Here is a 22,985-nt window from a genome sequence, read left to right as displayed (position 1 = left end):
TTAAGCAGAGTCCCTAGTAATCAGCTCTGGGCTTAGGATTACGCTTTGTGGACTACTTTCCTTGCTACCAATCTGACTAATTAGCCTATGACCAGCTTGGCGACCTATTTCACGTACTGGAGTTGAAACAAAAGTAAGGGAAGGTTGGATCAATTCTGCTTCTGGCACATCATCAAAACCAATTACAGCGATCTGCTGACCAATGTAGTTATCTTTGCCGACGCTACGGTTAGCTCTATTGATACCATAGACAGCCCCAAAAGCAGTTGATGAATAGTGACATAGTATTGCTGTGATCTTTGGGTTTTTACTTATGAGTTGGCTAACAGCTTCGGCAGCGACAGTTTGGCTCTTGTCGCATTCAATTACCCATTCTGGTTTAAAAGGTAAGCCAAATTGCATGAGAGTACTGCAATATCCACCGAGCCGCTCTGCTCGGCTTAAAGAATCACTATTCCCGCCCACATAGGCAATCTGTCGATGCCCTTGTTTAATTAAGTACTCCGTTGCCATCTTGGCTGACAACATATTATCTGGGCCTACGAAGTCTACTTGTTGACCAACCTTCGCTCTAGCGACACAAACTAACGGTGTACCTAAATCAGTCAGTTTATCAATGTTTGGTACACCAATATCTCTAATTGGGCAGAATACTATCCCTCCAACACCTTGTGCTTTTAGTGTTGAAATGCACTGGTCAAACTTTTCTTGGTTTGATCCTGATTGAGCAAGAAACAGCATATAGCCTTTCTCTTCCAGCACTTCACTTAACCCTGCAGCAACTTCCGCATAGTAGGGGTCGCTGATATCTCGTAGCACGAGTCCTATCAAGGCTGATTTTTGAGCTCTTAAGTTAGATGCGCTTTGATTCTTAATGTATCCCAACTGCTGTACAGCTTGATTGACTTTCTCTGCAGTTTCCACAGAGATACGCCCTTTATCACTTAATACCATAGAAACGGTAGTAACGGAGACACCAGCTTTCTTAGCTACATCTTTTATGTTTACTTTTTTATTAGTCATTGCTCACAAATGCTGAATATTGATAAAACGTTAAATCACGTAATTTTACGTTTGACATCCTATATCTTATAGAGTTTTAGGTGAGATGCAAAAATTAAAAAGATCATGATCACAATAAAGTTGGTAAAACGTTTTATCAAAAGTTTATCAGGTGTATTGTTCCCTCAATTACAAAAATGTAGTGAATGAAATTCGCTCTATAGCCAATCTGAATCCTAATGGAGAGATCCAATGAAACAAGAGAATAAGAAATCCACTTTGTGGGAGTTCTTCCAAAGCTTAGGGAAGACTTTTATGGTTCCCGTAGCTCTGCTCGCTTTTTCCGGTATTTTACTGGGTGTAGGTAGCTCTTTCTCAAGTGCTGCTCTAAAAGAAGCAATGCCACTTTTTGATAATACAATTCTTCAATATGTCTTTATTTGGATGACAAAAATTGGCTTAGTCGCTTTTATTTATCTTCCAGTAATGTTTGCCATTGCTATTCCTATGGGTTTAGCACGTGAAGAAAAAGGTGTGGCTGCATTTTCTGGTTTAGTGGGTTATGCGGCATTGAACTTAGCAATTAACTTCTACCTAACTGTGAATGGAGTGCTTGATAGTGACACTCTGAGACAGGCATATGGCGTGAAGTCAATTCTGGGTACAGATTCGATTGATACTGGTATTTTGGGAGCTGTAATTGTCGGTATTATCGTTGCTAAGCTGCACACTCGCTTCTATACATTCAAAATGCCAGATGCATTAGCATTCTTTGGTGGAGCGCGCTTTGTTCCAATTATTTCGAGTGTTGTACTAGGGCTAGTTGGCTTACTTGTACCATTTATTTGGCCTTACTTTGCAGCTGGCATCAATGGTATTGGGTATGCGATTGCTGGAGCTGGTGACTTTGGACCTTTCTTATTTGGTGCGGGTGAACGTTTACTTCTTCCTATTGGCCTTCATCATATTCTCGTTGCTCTTATCCGATTTACTGAAGCTGGTGGTACGTTAGAAGTATGTGGTGAGACGGTATCTGGTGCACTAAACATCTTTTATTCAGAGCTAGCATGTTCTGAAACTCAAGGCTTTACACCTTCAGTAACTGCTTTCTTATCACAAGGTAAAATGCCAGCATTTTTGGGTGGACTTCCTGGTGCAGCCCTAGCAATGTATCACTGCGCAAAGGTTGAAAACCGCAGCAAGATTAAAGCGCTATTATTATCTGGTGTTGTCGCTTGTGTTGTTGGTGGTATTACCGAGCCTCTAGAGTTCTTATTCCTATTTGTTGCACCTGCTCTGTACTTTATTCATGCAATGTTAACTGGTTTTGGTTTCATGGTTATGGGTATGCTTGACGTTACCATTGGTAATACTGACGGCAATATCATTGACTTCTTAGTCTTCGGTATCCTTCAGGGAACTGCAACTAAGTGGTACTTGGTTCCTCTTGTCGCTGGTATTTGGTTCACGGTTTATTACTTCGTATTTAGATTTGCCATTCTTAAGTTCAACCTAAAAACACCGGGGCGTGAAGCTGAAGAAGCACTATCAGAAGAAGCAGAAACGATTCTTGCAACTGAAGGCGGTAAAGGAGGGCTAATTCTAGCGGCTCTAGGTGGCGCTCAGAATATTACCTCACTTGATAACTGCATTACTCGTCTACGTTTAACTGTGGCCGACATGAGCTTAGTTGAAGATGCAAAACTTAAATCTTACGGAGCACTTGGTGTCGTTAAACTTGATGAGCATAGCTTACAAGTTGTTATCGGAACACAGGTTCACCTTGTTAAAAATGAAATTCAATCTCTCATGCCAACCACTTCATAACACATACTGCGAGATATAACTTCCACTACCTACACCAGCTGATATCGCTTAATCGGTATCAGCTGGATATCAAAAATAGACGACTGGATTACGTCTTTATAATTAAAGAAAGGATGCGTTCGCCCATATATTCGGAGCGCTTACCAATGAAAAAACACATTACCTTAGCCATTTCTCTTGCCCTATTAAGCACTACAGCATCAGCCGCTTATTTAACGGGTAATTACCAAATACATGATAAAAAAGATAACGCCTACACTGTCGAGATGGGTCATACGTTTGAAACCAATACAACATTTTGGATGGAAATCGAAGGCTCACTTGGTTCAGGGACCATGAATACAACCAATACGATGTTTGCATTAGAGCAAAAAATGTTTGATGCGGATGAAGGGCGATTCTCTATGAGTGTTGGATTACATTACCTCATGATTGATGGGCAGACTTATGTCGATGAAGACGGTGATACGTTAGCCAATGCACAATATCGCCCAGCAGTGATGGCAAGTTATAACTGGGATAATGGTATTTATTATAGTGGTCGTTTCCGTCTTCATTATGATCAAGACAGCGGTGACTTTTTAGAAAATAGATTGGATACCGCAGTAGGCTGGCGTGGTGATAGCTACGGGCTGCAATATAAGAATATTTATTTAGACCGTAATACTGGTGCTGATAATTCGTTTGATCACGAAGTGAGATATACCCATTTCTTCGAAAACTCGGCGTGGGCACCTTACGTCGAATATAGAAACCAACCAATGATGACAAATGGCATAGAAGAGACAAGAAATAGTGCGTTTGTTATTGGTGCAACAGTCGGTTTCTAAGATTATTTATTTAGTTTAATAGAGCCCATGTGAATGGGCTTTTGGAGTGTTCATGTTCAATTTCTCTGAAAAAATCGATCGTACTAATAGCTATTGTACTCAATGGGATTACGTTGAAGATAGGTTCGGTGAGCCGAATTTATTACCATTTACTATTTCAGATATGGACTTTTCCGCCCCACCAGTAGTCATTGACGCGCTTCAATCACGAATAGAACATCCTGTATTTGGCTATAGCCGTTGGAATCATGAAGATTTTAAAAATGCAATAACAGGCTGGTTTAAAACAAGATTTGATACGGTTCTTGATAGTGAGCATTTGGTTTATGGACCATCAGTGATCTACATTATTTCTCAGCTTATTCGATATTGGAGTAATACAGGCCAGGGGGTCATTATCCATACTCCGGCCTATGATGCCTTCGATAAAATGATTTTAGGTTTAGATCGAACGATTATTGCAAATCCACTACAACCTACTTCTCAAGGTTTTCAACTTGACTGGCATCAGTTTGAGAGCCATCTCGCTGACCCGAATAACAAAATACTTCTTCTTTGTAGTCCTCATAACCCAACGGGGAAGGTATGGAGTATGGAAGAATTGAATCGTATGGCTGAATTGTGTGAAAAACACAATGTGGCAGTTATTAGCGATGAAATACATATGGATGTTTGCTTTAAGCCTCATACACCTTGGTACGGCTTTGATATGGGACCTCGTTGGGCTTTAGTTAGTTCGGCTTCTAAATCATTCAACATTCCGGCTTTAAATGGTGCCTATGCATTTATCGCGGAGGGATCTGCTCGTGATCAGTATCTATTTAATCTCAAGCAAGTTGATGGACTTTCTTCACCATCAATCTTAGGTGTTATTGGTCTTATGGCTGCATATCAAAATGGGGCTCCTTGGTTAGATGCACTCAAAGAGTATCTGTACGCCAATCACTTCTATGTACAACAAACACTATCAGAGCAGCTCCCGTCGATTAAATATCAAGTTCCTGATGCGACTTATCTTGCTTGGATAGACCTTTCGCCTTTATCCATAGATATGGAAGCACTTAATCAGTGCCTTATTAAAAAGCATAAAGTTGCAATCATGCAAGGTAGTACTTATGGCGAAGCTGGAAAGAACTTTGTTCGCCTAAATTTAGGTTGTCCACGCTCAAAAGTAGAGCAAGGCCTAGCAGCACTCATTCTAGCAATCAAAGAGTTAGCATAATGAAAACAACATACACTTTAGAGGGAAGACAGCAGCACTATCAATGGGGATCCCATCTACTTTATGGGCTGTTTGGGCTTCCAAAAAAAGGGGATAGCCCATTGGCTGAATTATGGCTAGGAGGACACCCATCGTTGCCATCTAGTATCCAACTTGATGATGAATCTTGGCAAGGGTTGGATCAGTTTTTAGAGAAAAAACCACTTAACTTCCTGTTTAAAGTACTCAGTGCTTCTCAGCCGTTATCGCTGCAAGTTCACCCCAATGAAAACCAAGCAGTTGATGGGTTTGAACGTGAAAACAGACTAAATGTTCCATTGGACGCTCCACATCGGAACTATAAAGATGCCTATGCAAAGCCGGAAATGGTGATGGCCTTGTCTCCATTTAAAATTATGGTTGGTTTCCGAGCGCTAGAAGAGATAACGGTTAACTTAAATGCCATTGAATCTGAGTCATTAAATAAGATAATTAAAGGTGACTCTTTTGGGTATCAGAACTTACTTATATCACTGCTAGAGCTGCCAGAAAAAGACAAGCAGCACATTATTGCCAAAGCACTGTCTATTGCTATCACACGTAACGTTCCAATGTGGCAACAGGTGGTTGAACTAGCGCATCATTATCCAACAGATATAGGGGTTCTTGCTCCTTTATATCTAAATTGCATGACTCTTGAACCTGGAGAGGCGATGTACTTACCTGCGGGCACGATACATGCCTACACTCAAGGCACTTGTGTCGAATTAATGGGTTGTTCAGACAACGTATTGAGAGCAGGACTAACACCAAAACACATAGATACTGCGGAATTAATGAATTGTACTCAATTTGCTCCTTTCATCCCCCAAAAATTGACTGCGAACCTCATTAATAACGAGCGTGTACTACAACCACTAGAAACAAAGTTTGGCCTAGCATTATGCCAAGTCTTTGAATCTGAACAGAGCATCAACGTGGCATCTCGCTCTATTTTATTAGTAGCGAAAGGTAGCGTTCAAATCAATGGTACTGCACTAAATGCAGGTCAATCTCTGTTTGTAGAACCAGGCACTTTTCAGGTGTCAGGAGATGGTTTGTTAGTTCGAGCTTTTGAGTCTGAATAGAAAAATTAGAACGTTAGATTTTTCATCCCAATCCATCTCTAATTAGCATTAGAGATGGATTCAAAATGATAGAAGATAAACTAGTCGGCCGAGATTTTGGAATTATTTAGGCTGCTTTTGGGGATAGTGGTAGCCGCAGTGCATTTACTTTTACTTGAGCGGTTATCAATCCGATTAATACAAAACCACCGCCAATTAAATGATATGTAGTAGGTGGATTACCAAGAAAAACAAGGCTGATAAGTACAGTAAATATTGGAACCAAATTCATAAATAACGTGGCATTTGAAGCACCAATACGACGTACTCCTTGTAACCAAAACCAAGGTGCTAAGACAGAAGCAAATACAGCAGCAAATAGGACCATGGGGAATGCTTCGCTCGTAATGACATAGGAGTCGCTAACGAGTAACAAAGGCAGTTGGAGAAGTGCTCCAATAGCAACTTGGCAAAAAACAGAAGTCCATGGTTTAAGTGGTAGTTTCCATTTATTAAGTAATACTGAATAGAGAGCATAAGCCAAGCTAGAGATAAACATCAATGCATCCCCCTGTTTGATACCACTAGCCAGTAAACTTGATGGATTACCCTCGCTGAGCATAAAAACTAAGCCAGAAAAAGAGATTATGGCACCGAATAAAGCCTGCTTTTTTAATTTATTACCTAGTAAAGGAACAGCTAAGAAAAGCCCAAATAAAGGCATTAGTGATAGAAATACAGCAATGTTAGTAGCACTTGTAGTATGAGCTGCATAATAGGCAAGGCATTGATTTAGAACCATCCCTAAAGAAGCTAGAACAGTCAGTTTACCTAAGTTTTTTAATACAGTAGTCCTTTGTTCTAATAAGGGTTTTACGCAAAACGGTAGCAGGACGATTAAGGCAAAAAACCAACGATAAAAAGCTATTGCTCCTGGTTCTATAGCGCCAGTTGCTAGTTTACTTACTACTGCATTAGCAGCCCAAATAAATACGGCTGCAATCGGAAAAATAATATTCATAAGAATCTCTGTTATGGAATAACTAACAGAATTGTCACACTGATGGGAGCGAGAGCTGTATGCCAACTAGGACACCCAATATAGCCAATAGGACAGCGAATAAATTTGAGCCTAAGCTAGATGACAAACTCCCAACAGATATCTTCTTTCACTACTTTTTTTTAGAAGCAAAAACAGAGACGCTGCCTCATTCACATGTATGGGGGCAACTGCATCTAATTAAGCAAGGAGTACTCGAAATGGAGGTAGATCAGCAAGTCATGGTCTGCCCTGCAAGTTATGCAATTTGGACTCCCCCTAACCAAATACATCGAGCCTTTAATCGTGGTGATATAGAGTATTGTGCGATAAACATAGCTTTGGACCTTAGTCAGAGCTTACCAGAGCAAGCTTGCATGATTCCATTGACACCACTCATTAGAGCGCTAATAGATGATTTAGTTGAAAGGAAGACAACTGCTGTAGTCTCTGAGGAAGATAAATGCATGGGGTATGTGTTGATGGAGCGATTAGCGAAGACAAATGTTATCGACAACTATCTTCCTTCTACTCGCGATAAGTTACTTGCCCCTATCTTGGCGCAGCTTCAAGAAAATCCAGCAGATGATTCAAGTTTAGCCACTTGGGCAAAACGAGTATTCAGTACGGAGAGGACGCTTACACGACGCTTTAAAAAAGAGCTAAATATGAGCTTTAATGATTGGCGACAAAGGGCAAAGCTGGTTAAAGCTATAATGCTATTAAAGGAGTCGATATCAATTAATGAGATAGCATTTGAATTAGGGTATAGCCAAGGTTCTTCATTTATTAAAATGTTCCGCAAGCTTACGGGTGTTACACCTGACCAGTTTAGGAAGTTGAATTAGTAGGTGTATAGATAGCTGATAAGCCCAGAAACATACCGATGCTCGATGAGAACAAACCTTCTCTATCCATCTGAAAGTAAAGCGTAATTTTAAACTCCCATGGTCCACATCAGGACGAGGTTTCAATCGTTCCTATCCAATAGGAAGCGATTCACATTCAAAACCAACTTCATTCGTACCGAATCCGATTCAAATCTTCTCTCTTAGTATAGCGGTCAACAACACTTAGATCGAGTTGCTTTCCCAAGTCATAATTTCGTTAGATTCTGTAGTTAGGCAAGTGATCATCATATCCATAATCACACTTTGGATTCTTGCCTACCATTGAAGTTGGGTATATTACTCAATGGCTGATTGAGTGAACCAGAGCAAAAAATATTGAGCCTAGAAAATAGTGAAACTCATTTTAGATCAATTTGTTAGTGATGCATTGACAGTTATTATGTGTTCAGTATTATAGGGGTATGGGCTCACATCCAGATTTGTTGGTTGCGTTTCGCAACCTGTGAAAAAAATGTCCGAGTGACTCGCCTTTTGATGACAAGTTGTGCTGGTAGCAATATATCGCTTATGCGCATAGGAGTGAATGTGAGCCCACCCTTTTTATTCCTTTCTGGCGGTCATTGTTATGTCCAAAAATAAGTCCCTTCTTCAATTACAAGCTGCTCAAACTAAACCTGATTTAGCAAAGCTACTTGGCTTAAAGTCTCACTTTCTGACGTATACGTTATATCAAAGAGGGATGGATTCTCATTACAAAGAATTTGAAGTTAAGAAAAAGACAGGGGGAGTTCGAGTTATTAGTGCTCCGAACCCGGAGTTAAAAGACATACAGCGACGCCTCTCGAAATTATTGTTGGACTGTAAAGATGCAATTATGGTCAAGAACGATGTAAAAAAGGAATGTATGTTATCTCATGGTTTCGAGAGGCATAAATCGATCGCTTCAAATGCATATGTTCATGTTGGTAAAAAAAACGTTCTGAATCTTGATCTGGAAGATTTTTTTGGAACCATCAATTTTGGCCGTGTTAGAGGGTTCTTTATCAAAAATAGAGACTTCCAACTAGAACCGGATGTTGCAACGGTTTTGGCTCAAATTGCGTGCCACGATAATAAGCTTCCTCAAGGGAGCCCATGCTCACCTGTAATCGCTAATCTGATAACCAACTCATTGGATATTAAACTCTCTAAGCTAAGCAAATCTAAAGGTTGCTCCTATTCAAGATATGCTGATGATATTACGATCTCTACGAGAAAGGCTGAGTTCGATAAAAACATAGTCAAAATAGTCAACGGTGAAGTAAAGCTTGGCAAAAAGTTAGTTCACGAGATTAGTAGATCAGGTTTCAGTATTAACTCGAAAAAAACCAGAGTTCAATTTAAGGACTCCCGACAAGATGCAACAGGTTTGGTTGTAAATAAAAAAGTTAACGTGAAAAGTGAGTACTGGCGCAATGTGAGAGCTATGGCTCACTCCCAGTTCAAGAAAGGTTCATATGAGACAGTGAATAAAGCAACTGGTTTGACTATGAAGGGATCACTCGCAGAACTTGGAGGTAAACTAGCTTTTATTGATTCAATTGATAGATTCAATAATTACCTTAAGAAGTCTCATCCCAAACCAATCTATGAACTGGTTCAGCACAAAAAATCGGCAAACTATAGAAATAGATTGAATAGCCGAGAAGCTGTATATAGTCGATTTACTTATTATCGTTCATTTTATGCTAATGAATACCCTACCGTTCTAACTGAAGGCGTGACTGATCCTATATATTTGAAGAGTGCTCTATATGGACTGCGTCAAACTTATCCGAATCTTGTCCGTCAAAAGTCACTGACAAAATCATATAAGCCTAGGTTGTTATTTCCTGAGTTTGATGACCGAACTAAATACTTCTGGGACTTAGATGATGGTGCTGGCACCTTTTCTAAATTTCTAGAACGATTTGAAAGTGAGTTCCATTACTTTAAGAATCAGAAGCCTAAGAACCCAGTGATTCTCGTCTTAGATAATGATGAGGGAGTAGAAACTCTGTTAGGGAAGCTGACTAATAAGAAATACCCTAATTGTCCGACAAAAGCAGAAGATATGCGTAAGGCGGAGTTCACGCATATATTTCATAATTTATACATGATTCTAACACCTAGAAAGAAAGGACAGGATGAGTCTGATATAGAAGAACTCTTTGATGAAAAAACTAAAGCGATAAAGCTTGATGGAAAGTCGTTTAGCAAAGCCCCCAACCCTGAAAAGGAGTATGGGAAGAGGCCCTTTGCTTTAAAAGTTATTCGAGCTAACAGGGAAACAATCGACTTTACTAACTTCAAGCCGATCTTTGATATCATCGAAAAGGTGAAGCTAGATTTTGAAAAGCGCTATAGTTAGTTGCATAACCCTCACCTTTACACAAAGGTGAGGTACTGTTTATTTTCTGTGGGGTAAGTTAGGATTTAGCTGAGTATAAACGTGTAAATGATTCTTCAAGTTTCGATATCCGTAGCTGAGTTGCTTCTCTTACAGTATATCCTCTCTTCGCAATTCATTACTTAATTGATTTCCACATCTAACGAGTATCGTCTTATGATTTTGGTTGAGAGCTTCCCTTCAATGTAATGGGCTAGTTTGGCGTGCTAGCAGATAGTGAAGTAATGCTGTACTTCACAGTGCTATCACCAAGCTTTCTTCTAGCTTAATGAACCTTATCTATCCTCTCAAACAACTTAATATATCTAATAGCGTAAGCATAAATCAGAACGCGTATTTAATTTGTAGTAGAGCGAGCTATTTATATACACCAACAAGACAAGCAAGAAAAAACAGCTAAGATCGCAAAATAGCCTGCTTATTGCATAAATTTGCTCAATTATTCTTCCATAGTGTAATGAATTAAAGAAGGAGAGCGAGTTATGAAAGCACGAGTTTCAACCTATGACACCCTACTCCAAGAGCATGGAAAGTTACTTATCCCTTTGGCGGACCTGTGCAGCCTTTATCTTGGTGTTAGTTATCGAGTCGCAAGACGTCATTACAACGAAGGAAAGCTAAGGTTACCCATCATAGCTATGGGAGAAGGACAGAAAGCACCTCTATTTGTTCACTTAGAAGATTTAGCAAAATACATTGATGCAAATAGAAGTAAATGTTGATAGCAGTATCGTTAGTAGAGGTGTTACCTGGAGTTTTTAAATGAATCTTGACTTACTTATAGTAGTTGTCGATTAGGGAATGCTCAATCACATAGAGTGTATGAAGGTGAGCAGCAAACACAGGCAAGAAAAAAGGAACCCGAAGGTTCCTCTTACTGAATATTGTTAATTGAAAATGCAAGGACTACGCTGCTTGCTTCTTTTCGTTGTTAGCCATGAATTCTTCATAACTTACGTGACCAACAGCCTCAGCAATTTTATTAAGCTCAGACTCAACAACATCTAATAGTGACATGATTGTCTTATAGCTCTCATTACTCATAATTGACTCCTGATTGGGGGTTTTCTTTTTTAAACCAAATTTTATGTTTTGTTACTTTATTGCTTTAATACTAGCAGAACCTAGATGAGTTACCTGGTTGCTTTCTAGAAATTGATCAAGGATACACATGCTGTCGATTACAGCTTTGTCATCTCGGTCAACGATAGCTGTCGCGATGTCACGCATATAGCCTGCTACTTCTTCTGCAGTTTCGGCTTGCCCACCTTGGGCATTTGCTCGAAGTAGTGCAGCGATAAGGTCACAAGTCTTCGCTAGAACCGTAAATGATGGATTCACCAAATCCAATTCAGGGAACGGTAAGTGTAAAACGCTTTTTGCAAACTTAACTAGCCCTTGAATTCGTTGATTGATTTCCTGTTCGTTGGCTTTAATTGACATTTACTATTCCTGCTAATGTTCTTTTGTAGGGTGACGTATTCTACTGAACAAAAGAGCAGAAGTTAAGCAATATGATGCTTTTAAAAGTACTTTATTGCTTCATTTATAGCCACGTTACCACCTTAAACAGCTGCATAATAGTGTTATCGTCAATTTTCAATAAAAATTTAATAAAAAAAGTTTGTTTTTCGCACGGGAATTATTGTTTGATGCAATTGAGGTAATGTGTTTTACATTAGAGTACTTCCTAGCAGTGCTGAGCTTTAGGAAGTAATCATCATTATGTAGGCTTATATCAGTATTATTTAAGCTATATCTAGGTAGTGAGAACGTGAATGCTCTATTTTAAACCTTCTCAAAATGTGGTGGATTACTAGTACGGTGCAAGATCTTCTTCCAGATGTAGCGGATTGCATAATAAAGGTTACGCTTATACGACTCCGACTTATTAGAGTGCGCTCGCCAAAAATGGGCAACCTGCTTGCGACCTACTTGCCCTAGAGACCTTATTTCTGGGTGGGCTTGCTTTACCCAATCTGCGAAGCGTTGCATGTTACGAACTTGCTCCTTTCTGTTTTTCTTTCCTCCTGTTCGCTTGAACAGTTTTGTTCCCATGAAAATTTCGTAATCAATTTTGTCCACGGTAAGCTCCTTACTACCCTAAGTAGTTGTTAGTTATTCCAATTCGATGATGACCAAGCTCCTCTGCTACACACATACGTGCTTGGTAATCAAAAGCTTTTGCTTGCTCGACAGAACATCCAATCTTTTCAGCGAGATAGTTGAAGTGCTCAAGACCATGTTTTAGCCCTAAAGCTACAGGGCATTGAAGGCTTGAAACATTCGTTTGTTTTTCTAGGTGTGCTGAATAGCGTTGATGTGCATAGACGTGGCGTTCACTATGTGGTTGGAAGCCAACCTTTGCGTATTCTCTGTAAGCTGCACTTTGAAATTGAGCGTAGCTGAGAGATTTTGGAATCATTGAGTAGTGGTTCCCTTGTATGGCTGCAGCTCTTTCCAATGCGTCAATCTGTTTTGGTGATGAGCTTGGTACTTGGCGTGTTTGACCACCTTTTGTGCCATTGGAAACCGTAACAACTTTATTAGATAAAGCTTCCTTGAGCATTTGTTGAGGATTTGATTTGCATGACTCTTGAAAGCGCAAGCCTAGTTCACGCTGAAGTTCAGCCATAGATGAGAGTCGTTCAGGTAGCTGGCTAAGAACTTGTTTATGCTGTTGCTCGTTGATTGATTTATTAACGGTAGTAATCTCAGTGCGAGTAGGAAGTCCTGCCTCTTTACCTGTTACTTTTAGTGAGCAATTTCCAACGGCTTGCTCTAGTACGCTATTAACGGCAGCAAGGTAATCGTGAGTTGTTTTTGCTGAGATATCGTTATTCTCATAACGCTCATTCAACCTTTCAGCGTAAGCAGCTACATGCTCCTTATCTATCTTTCTCATATCCTTAATACCGTGCTCCTCTTTTAGGAACCGACTAAACTGTTTAAAGCGAGAGTGCTGATCGGCTACGGTTTTATAGCCGATTTGCTTAGCATTATGCTTTTCTATGAGAGAGTGCTTTGCTGCACTGTCCATATCTCTTGAACGTAAACCAAAATTCCTAGCGTTCGGGTTCGTACGCTCCGTACGATTTGTCGGTCGATAAATTTTCATGGGGAACTCCTAAGTATTTGTAAAAAATAACCATCCTTTCGCTGCAGCTAGCTGTCGATAAATGTAAATGCGCCTAATATATGGGCGCGGCATCGATAGGATATAGAGAGATAAATGCGCCTCTTACGCTTGATAGTCATACGAAATTTGTTCAATTTGAGATAGCTAGTGACTGAGTTTTGAGATCTCATAGGAGGAGAGGTCATAGCTATAGCGAGTGAATTAAATTGGTATGAGGTTGGTTACTCTTGGAAGAGTTAGGAGTAGTACACGTGGCTGCGTCACAAGTCTTCCGTAAGTATTTATACGGCTGACAATACAGGGTCCTGATATGACTGAAATAGCATGTTTTCATGTGTTTTCATGTCTGAATATAAGCCTGTAAATCAGTCCTGAGACTATGTCTAGTAAGGGCTGGTTTGGGGGCTGTCTCGTTCGTCTATTTTCCATAAGGCTTAGCTTACCGAGGGAGTTCCTAGGAAAATGTAAAATAGACGAACGATAGTTTGGCCTGAGATCTTCAAGCCGAGACACAGAATGAAACTGGGTCTAGAGATCTGTTCACATCACATTGCTAAGATGCACAGTTAGCGAGTTGTTCGCTACGGTTTGGCGAGGGATTACACCCCCAATATATCAATGTACGAGACCAAGGGTCAGCACAATGGGTGGCCTTTTATTCCAGTTCCACTATCTGGAGTGCAAACCAAGACCATCAAAAGATGGCGATTTGATTTGCGGTTAATACTTCTAGTTAAACACCTTTTTTTACGTGATATCGGAAATAAGGACGCTATTTTGCGATCTTAACTTGTGATTTCGCTTTTATTGGTGTGAATTGGCAAATATAGAAGGGAGAGAAGATCACGTTAGGTGAGCTTCTCTATTGTGGCTAAGTAAGCACCGACTTAACTTTCTTACCTTGCAAGGAGTTGGGATACAGCTCGGTATAAACCTGCCATAAGATATTTAGCGAACGATGCCCAGTCACTTGTGCGACTTCTTCAATAGTAAATCCAGCTTCAAATAATCGGCTTGCTCCTTCTCGTCTTAAGTCGTGGTAACGCAAATCCTCTATACCTAACTCTTTTCGTGTTCTACGAAATCCAGCAGTGATACTTCGAGAGTGATAAGGAAAGATGAGTTCACTATCTCTGGGTTGTCTCTGCAAGATATCCCAGGCGTCTCCAAGCAAAGGAACCCATTGATGATTACCTTCCTTTTTACGAGGATCTTTTCTATCTCGCACTCGTACCGCTCTTTGAATTTCGTTCACATCTTCCCAGCGAATAGAACAAACTTCACCAATACGCATACAGGTTAAAATAGAGAATTCAAAGATAGTGGAGTAGGGAATACAGCACTTCGGCGATTGCTCTAATTCGGAAAGCGCCTGATGAAGCAATTTAATTTCTTCTTGAGTTGGTCGGCGGCTACGTCGAGTGCTCTTTTTTACTAAGCCCATGTAGACCAAAGTCGGATGGGCTTGTTTAAATACATGATCATTGATAGCCATTCCCCACATTGCTTTAGCTTTCTTAAATATCGACCTTAAGTTAGATACATCAACCGCGACTGTCTGAGCCTGAACTTCATCTATCTCTATTCGGTAGTTACAATGACCGATTAGGTGATTCTCGTTAAATTCTTTGAGAGGAATTAAACTGATCGGATACTCAAGTAATTGCTTTAGGTTAGAACGTTTAGTTCGCTTAGTGCTAAGAGTGGGATCGGTAAGTGCCATTTTTAGCAAATCGCCAATAGTTTCATCTGTTGGGAAGTAACCTCCGACTCCAACTCCTTCTATTATAGAGACTTCTCGTTTCCCCCAAGTTTCTGCCGCTTTTTTAGTGGCAAAGAACTTACTCTTATCGATAACACTTACACCATTACGGCGCTCACGAATGCGACATCGGTAGCCTTTGCCTTGTTTAGATGCCGTTGCTATTTTTTCAATATGGTAACTGGCCATACGAAAGTCCTCATGCTTGGGTGAGCGAGAAACTTGATGTAGAATCCCCGCTCTTTAAATAAAACATGATTTGAATCGGGGTATCGGCATTAACGAGGCTATTTTGGCTGCTTAATGTTTATTTCGGTTGGTTTGGTGGGTCAATCACGGGTCACCAAGCTAAAAAAAGGTCGAATTTCGGGTTAAATAGGGCAAAAAGATGCAAAATGATGCGACTCAAAAAACAACTAATGCTGTTGAAATGAAAGGGAAAAACCCACATTTCTACCATTCCCGATTTTCGATTGCTCCCATGCTCGATTGGACAGATCGCCATTGTCGCTACTTCCATCGTCTAATGACGAAAGATACTCTGCTTTACACCGAGATGATTACCACAGGTGCAATTATTCATGGGAAGGGAGACTTTCTAGAGTATAACGAAGAAGAGCATCCTCTTGCGCTGCAATTAGGCGGTTCTAATCCTGTTGATCTTGCAACTTGCGCCAAGCTTGCTCAAGAGCGTGGTTATGATGAGATTAACCTTAATGTAGGTTGTCCTTCTGACCGTGTTCAAAATGGTCGCTTTGGTGCATGTTTAATGGCAGAGCCTCAGCTGGTGGCAGATTGTGTGTCGGCAATGAAAGACGTAGCCGATATGCCTATTACGGTAAAAACTCGAATTGGTATTGATGATCACGATTCGTATGAGTTCTTAACTGACTTTATCACCACCGTTTCTGAGAAAGCGAAGTGTGAACAATTTACGATTCATGCTCGTAAAGCATGGCTTAGTGGTCTAAGCCCGAAAGAGAATCGAGAGATCCCACCGCTAGATTATGATAGAGCGTACCAAATTAAGAAAGATTTCCCTCATTTGGTCATTGCTGTTAATGGTGGTGTAAAAACACTGGAAGAGACGCAACTGCATCTTCAACATCTTGATGGTGTAATGGTTGGCCGTGAAGCGTACCAAAACCCTTATTTATTAGCAGACGTTGATCAACGAGTTTTTGGTCACGATAAGCCTGTCATCGAACGTCATGACATTGCCGAAATGATGTATCCATACATTGAAAAGCAGCTAGCAAGTGGCGCTAAGTTAGGTCATATCTCACGACATATGCTGGGGTTGTTTCAAGGAATGCCGGGTGGACGCCAGTGGAGAAGATACATTAGTGAGAACGCACATAAAGCAGGTTCTGGAATTGAAGTGCTAGAAGCGGCGTTGGCTAAAGTACCGAGATAGTGGAATGTGTAATTATCGCCATATAGCATGGTGAAATTTACCAATATTTATGTGAAAGGTGAGCTATCATTATTGATACTCACCTTTTTTGTTTTTAACTCTTTGATTTTATGTTTATTTTAAAGTTGGCTTGATACCTGCAGTATCTCTATAGATTCCAATTGAATACTTTAGGAGATACATATGTTTGAACTGATATTTATACTTGTCTTTATCGCTACATTACTGGTCACTGGTATCACAATGATGACAGTTTTGGCTGCAACAGTTCTTTCATTCTTGGTATTAAGTGTATTGGGTATGGTTGGGGTGGTCTTTAAGCTACTCCCTTGGCTTATCGTTATCGCAGTGGGTGTGTGGTTTTTTAAAAACTACGTTTATAGTCCCCGTTGATCCTCTTAATTTAGCAAAAAATAGAGAATGTAATGTGTTATCATCCCGATTATTATCGATCACAATCAATACAGTTATTTAATTAGGGATCTTATAGGATGAATATTCGGGGATTTGGGTTAGCTTTATTAATGTTGGCTAGCTCATCAGCAGCTTATGCGCAGTCACCTAACAGCGTTACCCTAGGTGCTGATATGTGGTGGGGAAGTACCAAAGTAAACGAAGTTCGACGTGAAGATGAGAAGCTACCCTCTCTTAATATTGCTTTCGAACATGATCTACCATATTTACCTAATGTCGGGTTCCGCTATACAACGCTTGACGCTGAATATATGGCGTTCGACAAGTACGATTATAACTTCTACTACACTGTATTTGATCACGCATTAATGGACTTCGACTTCGGTATTGCACTCAGTCAGTTTTCCAATACAAAGTACAAAAACGCAACGACGGGCAAGATCGAAACGTTTGATGAACTAACTTTTAATTGGTTCGGTAAAGCTCTAATTAATATCGAAAATACTAACTTTGACATTATTGGTCAGGTCGACTTTGGTGATAGCAAAGGGTTAAAAACAACAGACTTGATCGCAGGTATGCAATATCGTATCAATGTATCTTCAGGTGAATTAGCCTTAAAAGGTGGCTACCGAACCATTGATATTGAGTCTGATCAATTCAAGGCTGACGAACCATTAGGAAAAGAGTTCATCTTTGTAAATGGTTGGTTCTTAGGTGCTGAGTTCCAATTCTAGCAGCGCCGTTAAATATATTTCTTATAACGCCACTTTATTAAGTGGCGTTTTTTATATCTAGTCGTTATATCACCATGCAATTTATTAGCAGATTGAGCAGAATCAGCCATTCTTATAGGGCGGTAATGGAATTTTTTTAATGGAAGCGTGGTGATATGACGATTACTGAATTAAGAAGTTTGTATCGTGAAGATAAGTTGGTTGAAGCGATAATAGAGCCTTCTGTTCAAGAGGGAAGCTGGGTTGTTGAGTTTCGTCACGCTCGTGGTGGATTTGTACTACTGACAGATTCACACGGAGGAGAGTGCCACTACATGGATCTTGATTTAGCTTCAAAATCAGCCATGGCAGTTGGGTTTTCTCAAGTCCGAATAGAGCAAAAGTAGAGAGCACTTTCACTTCTTATCTTCCAAAAAGTTATAAAACATACTTATCTATTCTTTCTTGTTATTAGCAAGAGTGGTTAATCTATCGACACGCAATGAATAGGGATGTCGTGACCATGTCTTTAAATAAGAAAGAGTCCTCTCAAAAGGAAGTGTCAACTGGAAACACTTCAGCAAATGATCAGGCTGCATTTACAGCGCCTATTAATCAACAGCAAATTGGACAACTTCAACAAACAGTTTCAGAATTATCAGCGAATCAACTTGCTTGGGTAAGTGGTTATTTTTGGGGGCTGAGTCAAACGCAATCAAATGCTGCTTCAGCGCCTATTTCACAAGCCGCAGCCGTTGTTGCCGCAAAACCTGCGGGCAAGCTGACGATCATCTTCGCTTCTCAAACCGGAAACGCGAAAGGTGTGGCAGAAGCACTAGAGCATGAAGCGAAGCAGCTAGGTGTTGAATCGCAATTATTTGATGCCAGTGATTATAAGGGCAAGAACTTAGCGAAAGAGACGCATGTCATTATTGTCGCTTCAACCAACGGTGAAGGCGAAGCGCCAGATAATGCCATTGAGCTGCACGAGTTTTTACAATCGAAGAAAGCGCCTAAATTACCGAATTTAAAATATGCGGTTATTGGCCTTGGTGATTCAAGCTATGAGTTCTTTTGCCAAACCGGTAAAGATTTTGATGCTTACTTATCTAAACAAGGTGCGACAGCCTTTATTGATCGTATCGATCTTGATGTTGATTACGAAACAGAAGCAAAAGAGTGGCGTGGTAAAGCACTGGATATCCTTCAAGAGGACTTATCTTCAGGTAATGAAGCTGAGGTGGTGCAATTACCAGTAGCTCAAGCGGCAGGGCACTCGCAATATACAAAACAGAATCCGTATACCGCGAGCTTATTAACGAGCCAAAAAATCACAGGTCGAGATTCTGGTAAAGACGTTCGTCATATAGAAATCGATCTTGAAGACTCTGGAATTACCTATCAAGCAGGCGATGCTCTTGGTGTGTGGTACGAAAACAGTTCAGATTTAGCCAATGAGATATTGTCGAAAGTCGGCCTTTCAGGCGTTGAGAGTGTCGAAGTGGATGGCGAAAGTCTGTCTATTCATAGTGCTTTAGTGAGTAAGTTTGAAATTACAGCTTCTAATCCACAATTCGTCACTAAGTATGCAGAGCTTTCTGGTAGTAAGAAGCTACAAAAGCTGGTGGAAGATAAAGATAAGCTGCGCGCTTACGCTGGGAATACGCAGATAGTCGATGTATTGGCTGAAAAGAAAACCAAGCTATCAGCGGATGACCTAGTCGGCTTATTACGTAAATTAACGCCTCGTTTATATTCTATTGCATCAAGCCAAACGGAAGTTGACGAAGAAGTACACTTAACCGTTGGTCTTGTTGAATACCAAAAAGGTGAAGAGTCTCGACTTGGCGGTGCATCAAGCTTCTTAGCGCAGCGCCTAGAAGAGGGCGGAGAAGTTAAAGTCTTTATTGAAAACAATAACAACTTCAAGCTTCCTCAAGATGACTCTGCTCCTGTGATCATGATTGGCCCTGGTACTGGTATTGCCCCTTTCCGTAGCTTCATTCAAGAGCGTGATAATCGTGATGCGGATGGTAAAAACTGGCTTTTCTTTGGTGATCGTACCTTTACACAAGATTTTCTTTACCAAGTTGAATGGCAGAAGTACTTAAAATCTGGTGTGCTTTCTCAATTGGATGTGGCATTCAGCCGTGACCAACATGAAAAAGTCTATGTTCAGCACCGAGTGCTAGAGCAAGCTGAGCAAGTATGGCAATGGCTAAAAGATGGCGCGTACATTTATGTGTGTGGCGATGCTACTCGAATGGCGAAAGATGTTCATGAGGCTTTGATCGAAGTGGCTGAGCAGCAAGGAAAGATGTCACGCGACGATGCTGAAGAATTCATTAATAACTTACGTAAAGAGAAACGCTACCAAAGGGATGTGTACTAATGAGCAAGCAAGAGCAAGAAGTATTGGGTCAAGTGCTTGGTCCATTAGCAGACAATGAACGTTTGAAACGCGAAAGTAACTTTTTACGTGGAACCATTGAAAATGATCTTCAAGACCGTATTACGGGTGGTTTTACGGCTGATAACTTCCAACTGATTCGTTTCCATGGCATGTATCAGCAGGATGACCGTGATATTCGAGCAGAGCGTGCAAAGCAAAAGTTGGAGCCTTTACATAATGTAATGCTACGTGCACGTATGCCGGGCGGTATCATCACGCCGAAACAATGGTTAGCGATTGACAAATTTGCGACTGAAAACACCAGTTATGGAAGTCTGCGTTTAACGACTCGTCAAACATTTCAGTTCCATGGTGTTCTAAAGCCAAATATCAAGTTAATGCATCAAACGTTAAACAGCATTGGTATTGATTCAATTGCAACAGCGGGTGACGTAAACCGAAACGTACTCTGTACGACTAACCCTGTTGAATCAGAACTTCATCAAGAAGCGTATGAGTGGGCGAAGAAAATAAGTGAACATCTATTACCTAAGACGAAAGCCTACGCTGAGATCTGGCTGGATGGTGAAAAAGTAGAAACAACGGAAGAGCCTATATTAGGCAGCAACTATTTACCTCGTAAGTTTAAGACAACGGTTGTGATTCCACCGCAAAATGATGTTGATGTTCATGCTAACGATCTGAACTTTGTTGCGATTGCCGACAATGGAAAGTTAGTTGGCTTTAATGTGTTAGTTGGTGGCGGCCTAGCCATGACACATGGTGACACTTCAACTTATGCTCGAAAAGCAGATGACTTTGGATTTGTTCCATTAGAGAAAACGTTGGAAGTAGCTGCGGCAGTAGTAACGACACAACGTGATTGGGGTAACCGTTCAAACCGTAAGAACGCGAAGACCAAATACACATTAGACCGTGTTGGAATAGACGTATTTAAAGCAGAAGTAGAAAAGCGTGCGGATGTGAGTTTTGGTGAAAGCCGTCCGTATGAGTTCACTGAACGTGGTGACCGCATTGGTTGGGTTGAAGGAATCGATGGCAAACATCACCTTGCTCTCTTTATAGAGAATGGTCGCTTACTTGATTTCCCAAACAAACCATTAAAAAGTGGCGTAGCAGAAATTGCGAAAGTACATAAAGGTGATTTTCGTATGACTGCCAATCAAAACTTGATTGTCGCAGGTGTACCTACAAAAGAAAAAGCGAAGATTGAAAAGATCGCTCGTGAATACGGCTTAATGGATGATGCAGTCAGTGAGCAGCGCAAAAACTCAATGGCGTGTGTAGCGTTTCCTACATGCCCATTGGCAATGGCAGAAGCAGAGCGTTTCTTACCTCAATTTGTAACCGATATTGAAGCAATCCTAGAAAAGCATAGCATTTCTAAGAGCGATAGCATTATTACACGCGTTACTGGTTGTCCTAATGGTTGTGGAAGAGCAATGCTGGCTGAAATTGGGTTGGTGGGGAAAGCACCGAATCGTTATAACCTTCACCTCGGCGGTAATAAAGCGGGCACTCGTGTCCCTAAGATGTATAAAGAGAACATTACCGATAAACAGATACTCGAAGAGATTGATCAGTTAGTTGCTCAATGGTCAAAAGAACGAGAGCCTAATGAAGCGTTTGGTGATTTTGTTATTCGTGCTGGCATTATTGCCGAAGTAAAAGTATCAAAGAGGGATCTCTATGCTTAACTCTGTAACTTCAAAATTGAAGTTAGCAGAACTACTCTCATTAACTAAGACGGAGCAAATCATCCGTCTTGCTGAAATTAATGCAGAGCTAGAACGGCTAACTGCGCAGCAACGAGTAAGATGGGCCTTAGATAATTTAGAAGGAACTCATACTGTTTCTTCAAGTTTTGGCATTCAAGCAGCGGTGATGCTTCATTTAGTCACTCAAGAAGAGCCAGATATTCCTGTCATATTGACAGATACGGGCTATCTATTTCCTGAAACGTATCAGTTTATTGATGACCTTAGCCAGAAGTTAACCTTAAACCTTAAGGTCTATCGCTCACACCATAGTCCGAACTGGCAAGAATCCCGTTATGGAAAATTATGGGATAAAGGTATAGAAGGAATTGAGAAATACAATAAGCTGAATAAAGTAGAACCGATGCGTCGCGCCCTAGATGAGTTAGAAGTGGGTACATGGTTTTCTGGATTAAGAAGAGAACAGTCAAGTAGCCGAGCAAACTTACCGATACTCTCTATACAAAATGGAGTGTTCAAATTCCTCCCTGTGATCGATTGGAGTAATAAGGATGTCCACTACTACTTAGAGAAACATGGATTGCCTTACCACCCGCTTAGAGAAGAAGGCTATCTATCGGTTGGCGATACCCACACGTCTAAAAAGTGGGAGCCAGGAATGAATGAAGAAGAAACTCGATTTTTTGGATTGAAAAGAGAGTGTGGTCTCCATGAAGATGATGGTGAGCAATACGGTTCAGGAATTTAATTAGACCGAAGACTACTAAAAAGCCGCGTAAGTGGCTTTTTTTAGGCAACCACTAATAGAGAAATGGTAATGTTGTGCATAAGTTTGGGGGTAAGGTGTATATTTACTCTGTGTAAAATAGACTAAATAGCCATTTGAATGAAAAAGCAGCTCTTAATGCTTGTTTTTGCATTTTTTCACAAATAATACTTGCCAATGTGAGTTCGATCTCTATAATGCCTCCTCGTTGACACAGCAAGGGCTTACGGGCTAACAAGCAACGTTGACAAGGCTAGAAAGCAAAAAGAGAAAATTTTAAAAAAGTGTTTGACACTGAAGATTATCTCGCTAAAATGGCCGCCTCTTCCAAGTGATACGAATCACAAAAGAAGAAC

Annotated in this window: 21 protein-coding genes; 14 read left to right on the top strand and 7 right to left on the bottom strand. The window is 40.5% G+C overall.

The genetic code is table 11. The annotated features are described in order from the left end of the window. A complete protein-coding gene (locus KP803_RS18165) occupies positions 1 to 1,023 on the bottom strand; it encodes a Mal regulon transcriptional regulator MalI (RefSeq protein WP_248010286.1) in 1,023 nt (340 codons plus the stop codon). A 231-nt stretch (positions 1,024 to 1,254) separates the two neighbouring features. Here KP803_RS18165 and malX point away from each other — a divergent pair, with 231 nt between their 5' ends. From malX to manA, 4 genes are all read left to right on the top strand, one after another. Further along, positions 1,255 to 2,829, top strand: a complete 1,575-nt coding sequence (gene malX, locus KP803_RS18160; protein ID WP_248010285.1) for a maltose/glucose-specific PTS transporter subunit IIBC — start codon at positions 1,255 to 1,257, stop codon at positions 2,827 to 2,829. A gap of 146 nt (positions 2,830 to 2,975) precedes the next feature. Further along, positions 2,976 to 3,659, top strand: a complete 684-nt coding sequence (locus KP803_RS18155) for an oligogalacturonate-specific porin KdgM family protein (protein WP_248010284.1) — start codon at positions 2,976 to 2,978, stop codon at positions 3,657 to 3,659. 52 nt (positions 3,660 to 3,711) lie between these two features. Next, on the top strand, positions 3,712 to 4,881 hold the full coding sequence (locus KP803_RS18150) for a MalY/PatB family protein (protein WP_248010283.1): 1,170 nt from the start codon (positions 3,712 to 3,714) through the stop codon (positions 4,879 to 4,881). Beyond that, positions 4,881 to 5,987, top strand: coding sequence for a mannose-6-phosphate isomerase, class I (gene manA, locus KP803_RS18145; protein WP_248010282.1), 1,107 nt, complete (start codon positions 4,881 to 4,883; stop codon positions 5,985 to 5,987). Before KP803_RS18150 ends, manA begins: the two co-directional genes overlap by 1 nt. A 106-nt stretch (positions 5,988 to 6,093) precedes the next feature. Here the strand turns inward: manA and KP803_RS18140 are convergent, their stop codons facing one another. After that, on the bottom strand, positions 6,094 to 6,987 hold the full coding sequence (locus KP803_RS18140) for a DMT family transporter (protein ID WP_248010281.1): 894 nt from the start codon (positions 6,985 to 6,987) through the stop codon (positions 6,094 to 6,096). Positions 6,988 to 7,046: 59 nt separating this feature from the next. Here KP803_RS18140 and KP803_RS18135 point away from each other — a divergent pair, with 59 nt between their 5' ends. From KP803_RS18135 to KP803_RS18125, 3 genes are all read left to right on the top strand, one after another. Next, a complete protein-coding gene (locus KP803_RS18135; RefSeq protein ID WP_248010280.1) occupies positions 7,047 to 7,853 on the top strand; it encodes a helix-turn-helix domain-containing protein in 807 nt (268 codons plus the stop codon). 628 nt (positions 7,854 to 8,481) lie between these two features. Then, positions 8,482 to 10,245 carry a retron Ec67 family RNA-directed DNA polymerase/endonuclease gene (locus KP803_RS18130; protein ID WP_248010279.1) on the top strand — a complete coding sequence of 588 codons (1,764 nt, stop codon included), beginning with the start codon at positions 8,482 to 8,484 and terminating at the stop codon, positions 10,243 to 10,245. Positions 10,246 to 10,766: 521 nt separating this feature from the next. Then, entirely contained in the window at positions 10,767 to 11,006 is a 240-nt protein-coding gene (locus tag KP803_RS18125) for a pyocin activator PrtN family protein (protein WP_248010278.1), read from the top strand. A 184-nt stretch (positions 11,007 to 11,190) separates the two neighbouring features. On the opposite strand, the gene KP803_RS18120 is transcribed toward KP803_RS18125, so the two are convergent. The 5 genes from KP803_RS18120 to KP803_RS18100 form a co-directional block, all read right to left on the bottom strand. Next, positions 11,191 to 11,328 (bottom strand): hypothetical protein, encoded by a 138-nt coding sequence (locus KP803_RS18120; RefSeq protein WP_248010277.1) that lies wholly within the window; start codon positions 11,326 to 11,328, stop codon positions 11,191 to 11,193. Between the two features lie 51 nt (positions 11,329 to 11,379). Continuing rightward, a complete protein-coding gene (locus tag KP803_RS18115; RefSeq protein WP_248010276.1) occupies positions 11,380 to 11,727 on the bottom strand; it encodes a hypothetical protein in 348 nt (115 codons plus the stop codon). Positions 11,728 to 12,072: 345 nt separating this feature from the next. After that, positions 12,073 to 12,369 (bottom strand): hypothetical protein, encoded by a 297-nt coding sequence (locus tag KP803_RS18110; protein ID WP_248010275.1) that lies wholly within the window; start codon positions 12,367 to 12,369, stop codon positions 12,073 to 12,075. A 13-nt stretch (positions 12,370 to 12,382) separates the two neighbouring features. Next, on the bottom strand, positions 12,383 to 13,402 hold the full coding sequence (locus KP803_RS18105) for an integrase domain-containing protein (RefSeq protein ID WP_248010274.1): 1,020 nt from the start codon (positions 13,400 to 13,402) through the stop codon (positions 12,383 to 12,385). An 892-nt stretch (positions 13,403 to 14,294) separates the two neighbouring features. Next, positions 14,295 to 15,374 carry a tyrosine-type recombinase/integrase gene (locus KP803_RS18100; RefSeq protein WP_248010273.1) on the bottom strand — a complete coding sequence of 360 codons (1,080 nt, stop codon included), beginning with the start codon at positions 15,372 to 15,374 and terminating at the stop codon, positions 14,295 to 14,297. A gap of 241 nt (positions 15,375 to 15,615) precedes the next feature. Here KP803_RS18100 and dusA point away from each other — a divergent pair, with 241 nt between their 5' ends. The 7 genes from dusA to KP803_RS18065 all read left to right on the top strand — a co-directional run bounded on the left by dusA (position 15,616) and on the right by KP803_RS18065 (position 22,611). Continuing rightward, the gene (dusA, locus tag KP803_RS18095) at positions 15,616 to 16,602 is read left to right on the top strand and encodes a tRNA dihydrouridine(20/20a) synthase DusA (protein ID WP_248010376.1); all 987 of its coding nucleotides are present in this window, start codon (positions 15,616 to 15,618) and stop codon (positions 16,600 to 16,602) included. A 183-nt stretch (positions 16,603 to 16,785) separates the two neighbouring features. After that, positions 16,786 to 16,995: an envelope stress response protein PspG gene (gene pspG / locus KP803_RS18090; RefSeq protein WP_248010272.1), complete on the top strand. Its 210-nt coding sequence runs from the start codon at positions 16,786 to 16,788 to the stop codon at positions 16,993 to 16,995. A 98-nt stretch (positions 16,996 to 17,093) separates the two neighbouring features. Next, positions 17,094 to 17,753, top strand: a complete 660-nt coding sequence (locus KP803_RS18085; protein WP_248010271.1) for a TIGR04219 family outer membrane beta-barrel protein — start codon at positions 17,094 to 17,096, stop codon at positions 17,751 to 17,753. A 155-nt stretch (positions 17,754 to 17,908) separates the two neighbouring features. Beyond that, the gene (locus KP803_RS18080; RefSeq protein ID WP_248010270.1) at positions 17,909 to 18,139 is read left to right on the top strand and encodes a hypothetical protein; all 231 of its coding nucleotides are present in this window, start codon (positions 17,909 to 17,911) and stop codon (positions 18,137 to 18,139) included. Positions 18,140 to 18,234: 95 nt separating this feature from the next. Further along, positions 18,235 to 20,124 carry an assimilatory sulfite reductase (NADPH) flavoprotein subunit gene (locus tag KP803_RS18075; protein WP_248010269.1) on the top strand — a complete coding sequence of 630 codons (1,890 nt, stop codon included), beginning with the start codon at positions 18,235 to 18,237 and terminating at the stop codon, positions 20,122 to 20,124. Further along, positions 20,124 to 21,842 (top strand): assimilatory sulfite reductase (NADPH) hemoprotein subunit, encoded by a 1,719-nt coding sequence (cysI, locus tag KP803_RS18070; RefSeq protein ID WP_248010268.1) that lies wholly within the window; start codon positions 20,124 to 20,126, stop codon positions 21,840 to 21,842. The genes KP803_RS18075 and cysI overlap by 1 nt, the downstream gene beginning before the upstream one ends. Further along, positions 21,835 to 22,611: a phosphoadenylyl-sulfate reductase gene (locus KP803_RS18065; RefSeq protein WP_248010267.1), complete on the top strand. Its 777-nt coding sequence runs from the start codon at positions 21,835 to 21,837 to the stop codon at positions 22,609 to 22,611. Before cysI ends, KP803_RS18065 begins: the two co-directional genes overlap by 8 nt. Positions 22,612 to 22,985: the final 374 nt, after the last annotated feature.

It is taken from the genome of Vibrio amylolyticus (assembly GCF_023145695.1).
In the GTDB taxonomy this organism is placed as follows: Bacteria; Pseudomonadota; Gammaproteobacteria; order Enterobacterales; family Vibrionaceae; genus Vibrio; species Vibrio amylolyticus.
The sequence above is the reverse complement of the archived record's forward strand: the minus strand, read 5'-3'. Positions and strand labels throughout refer to the sequence as shown.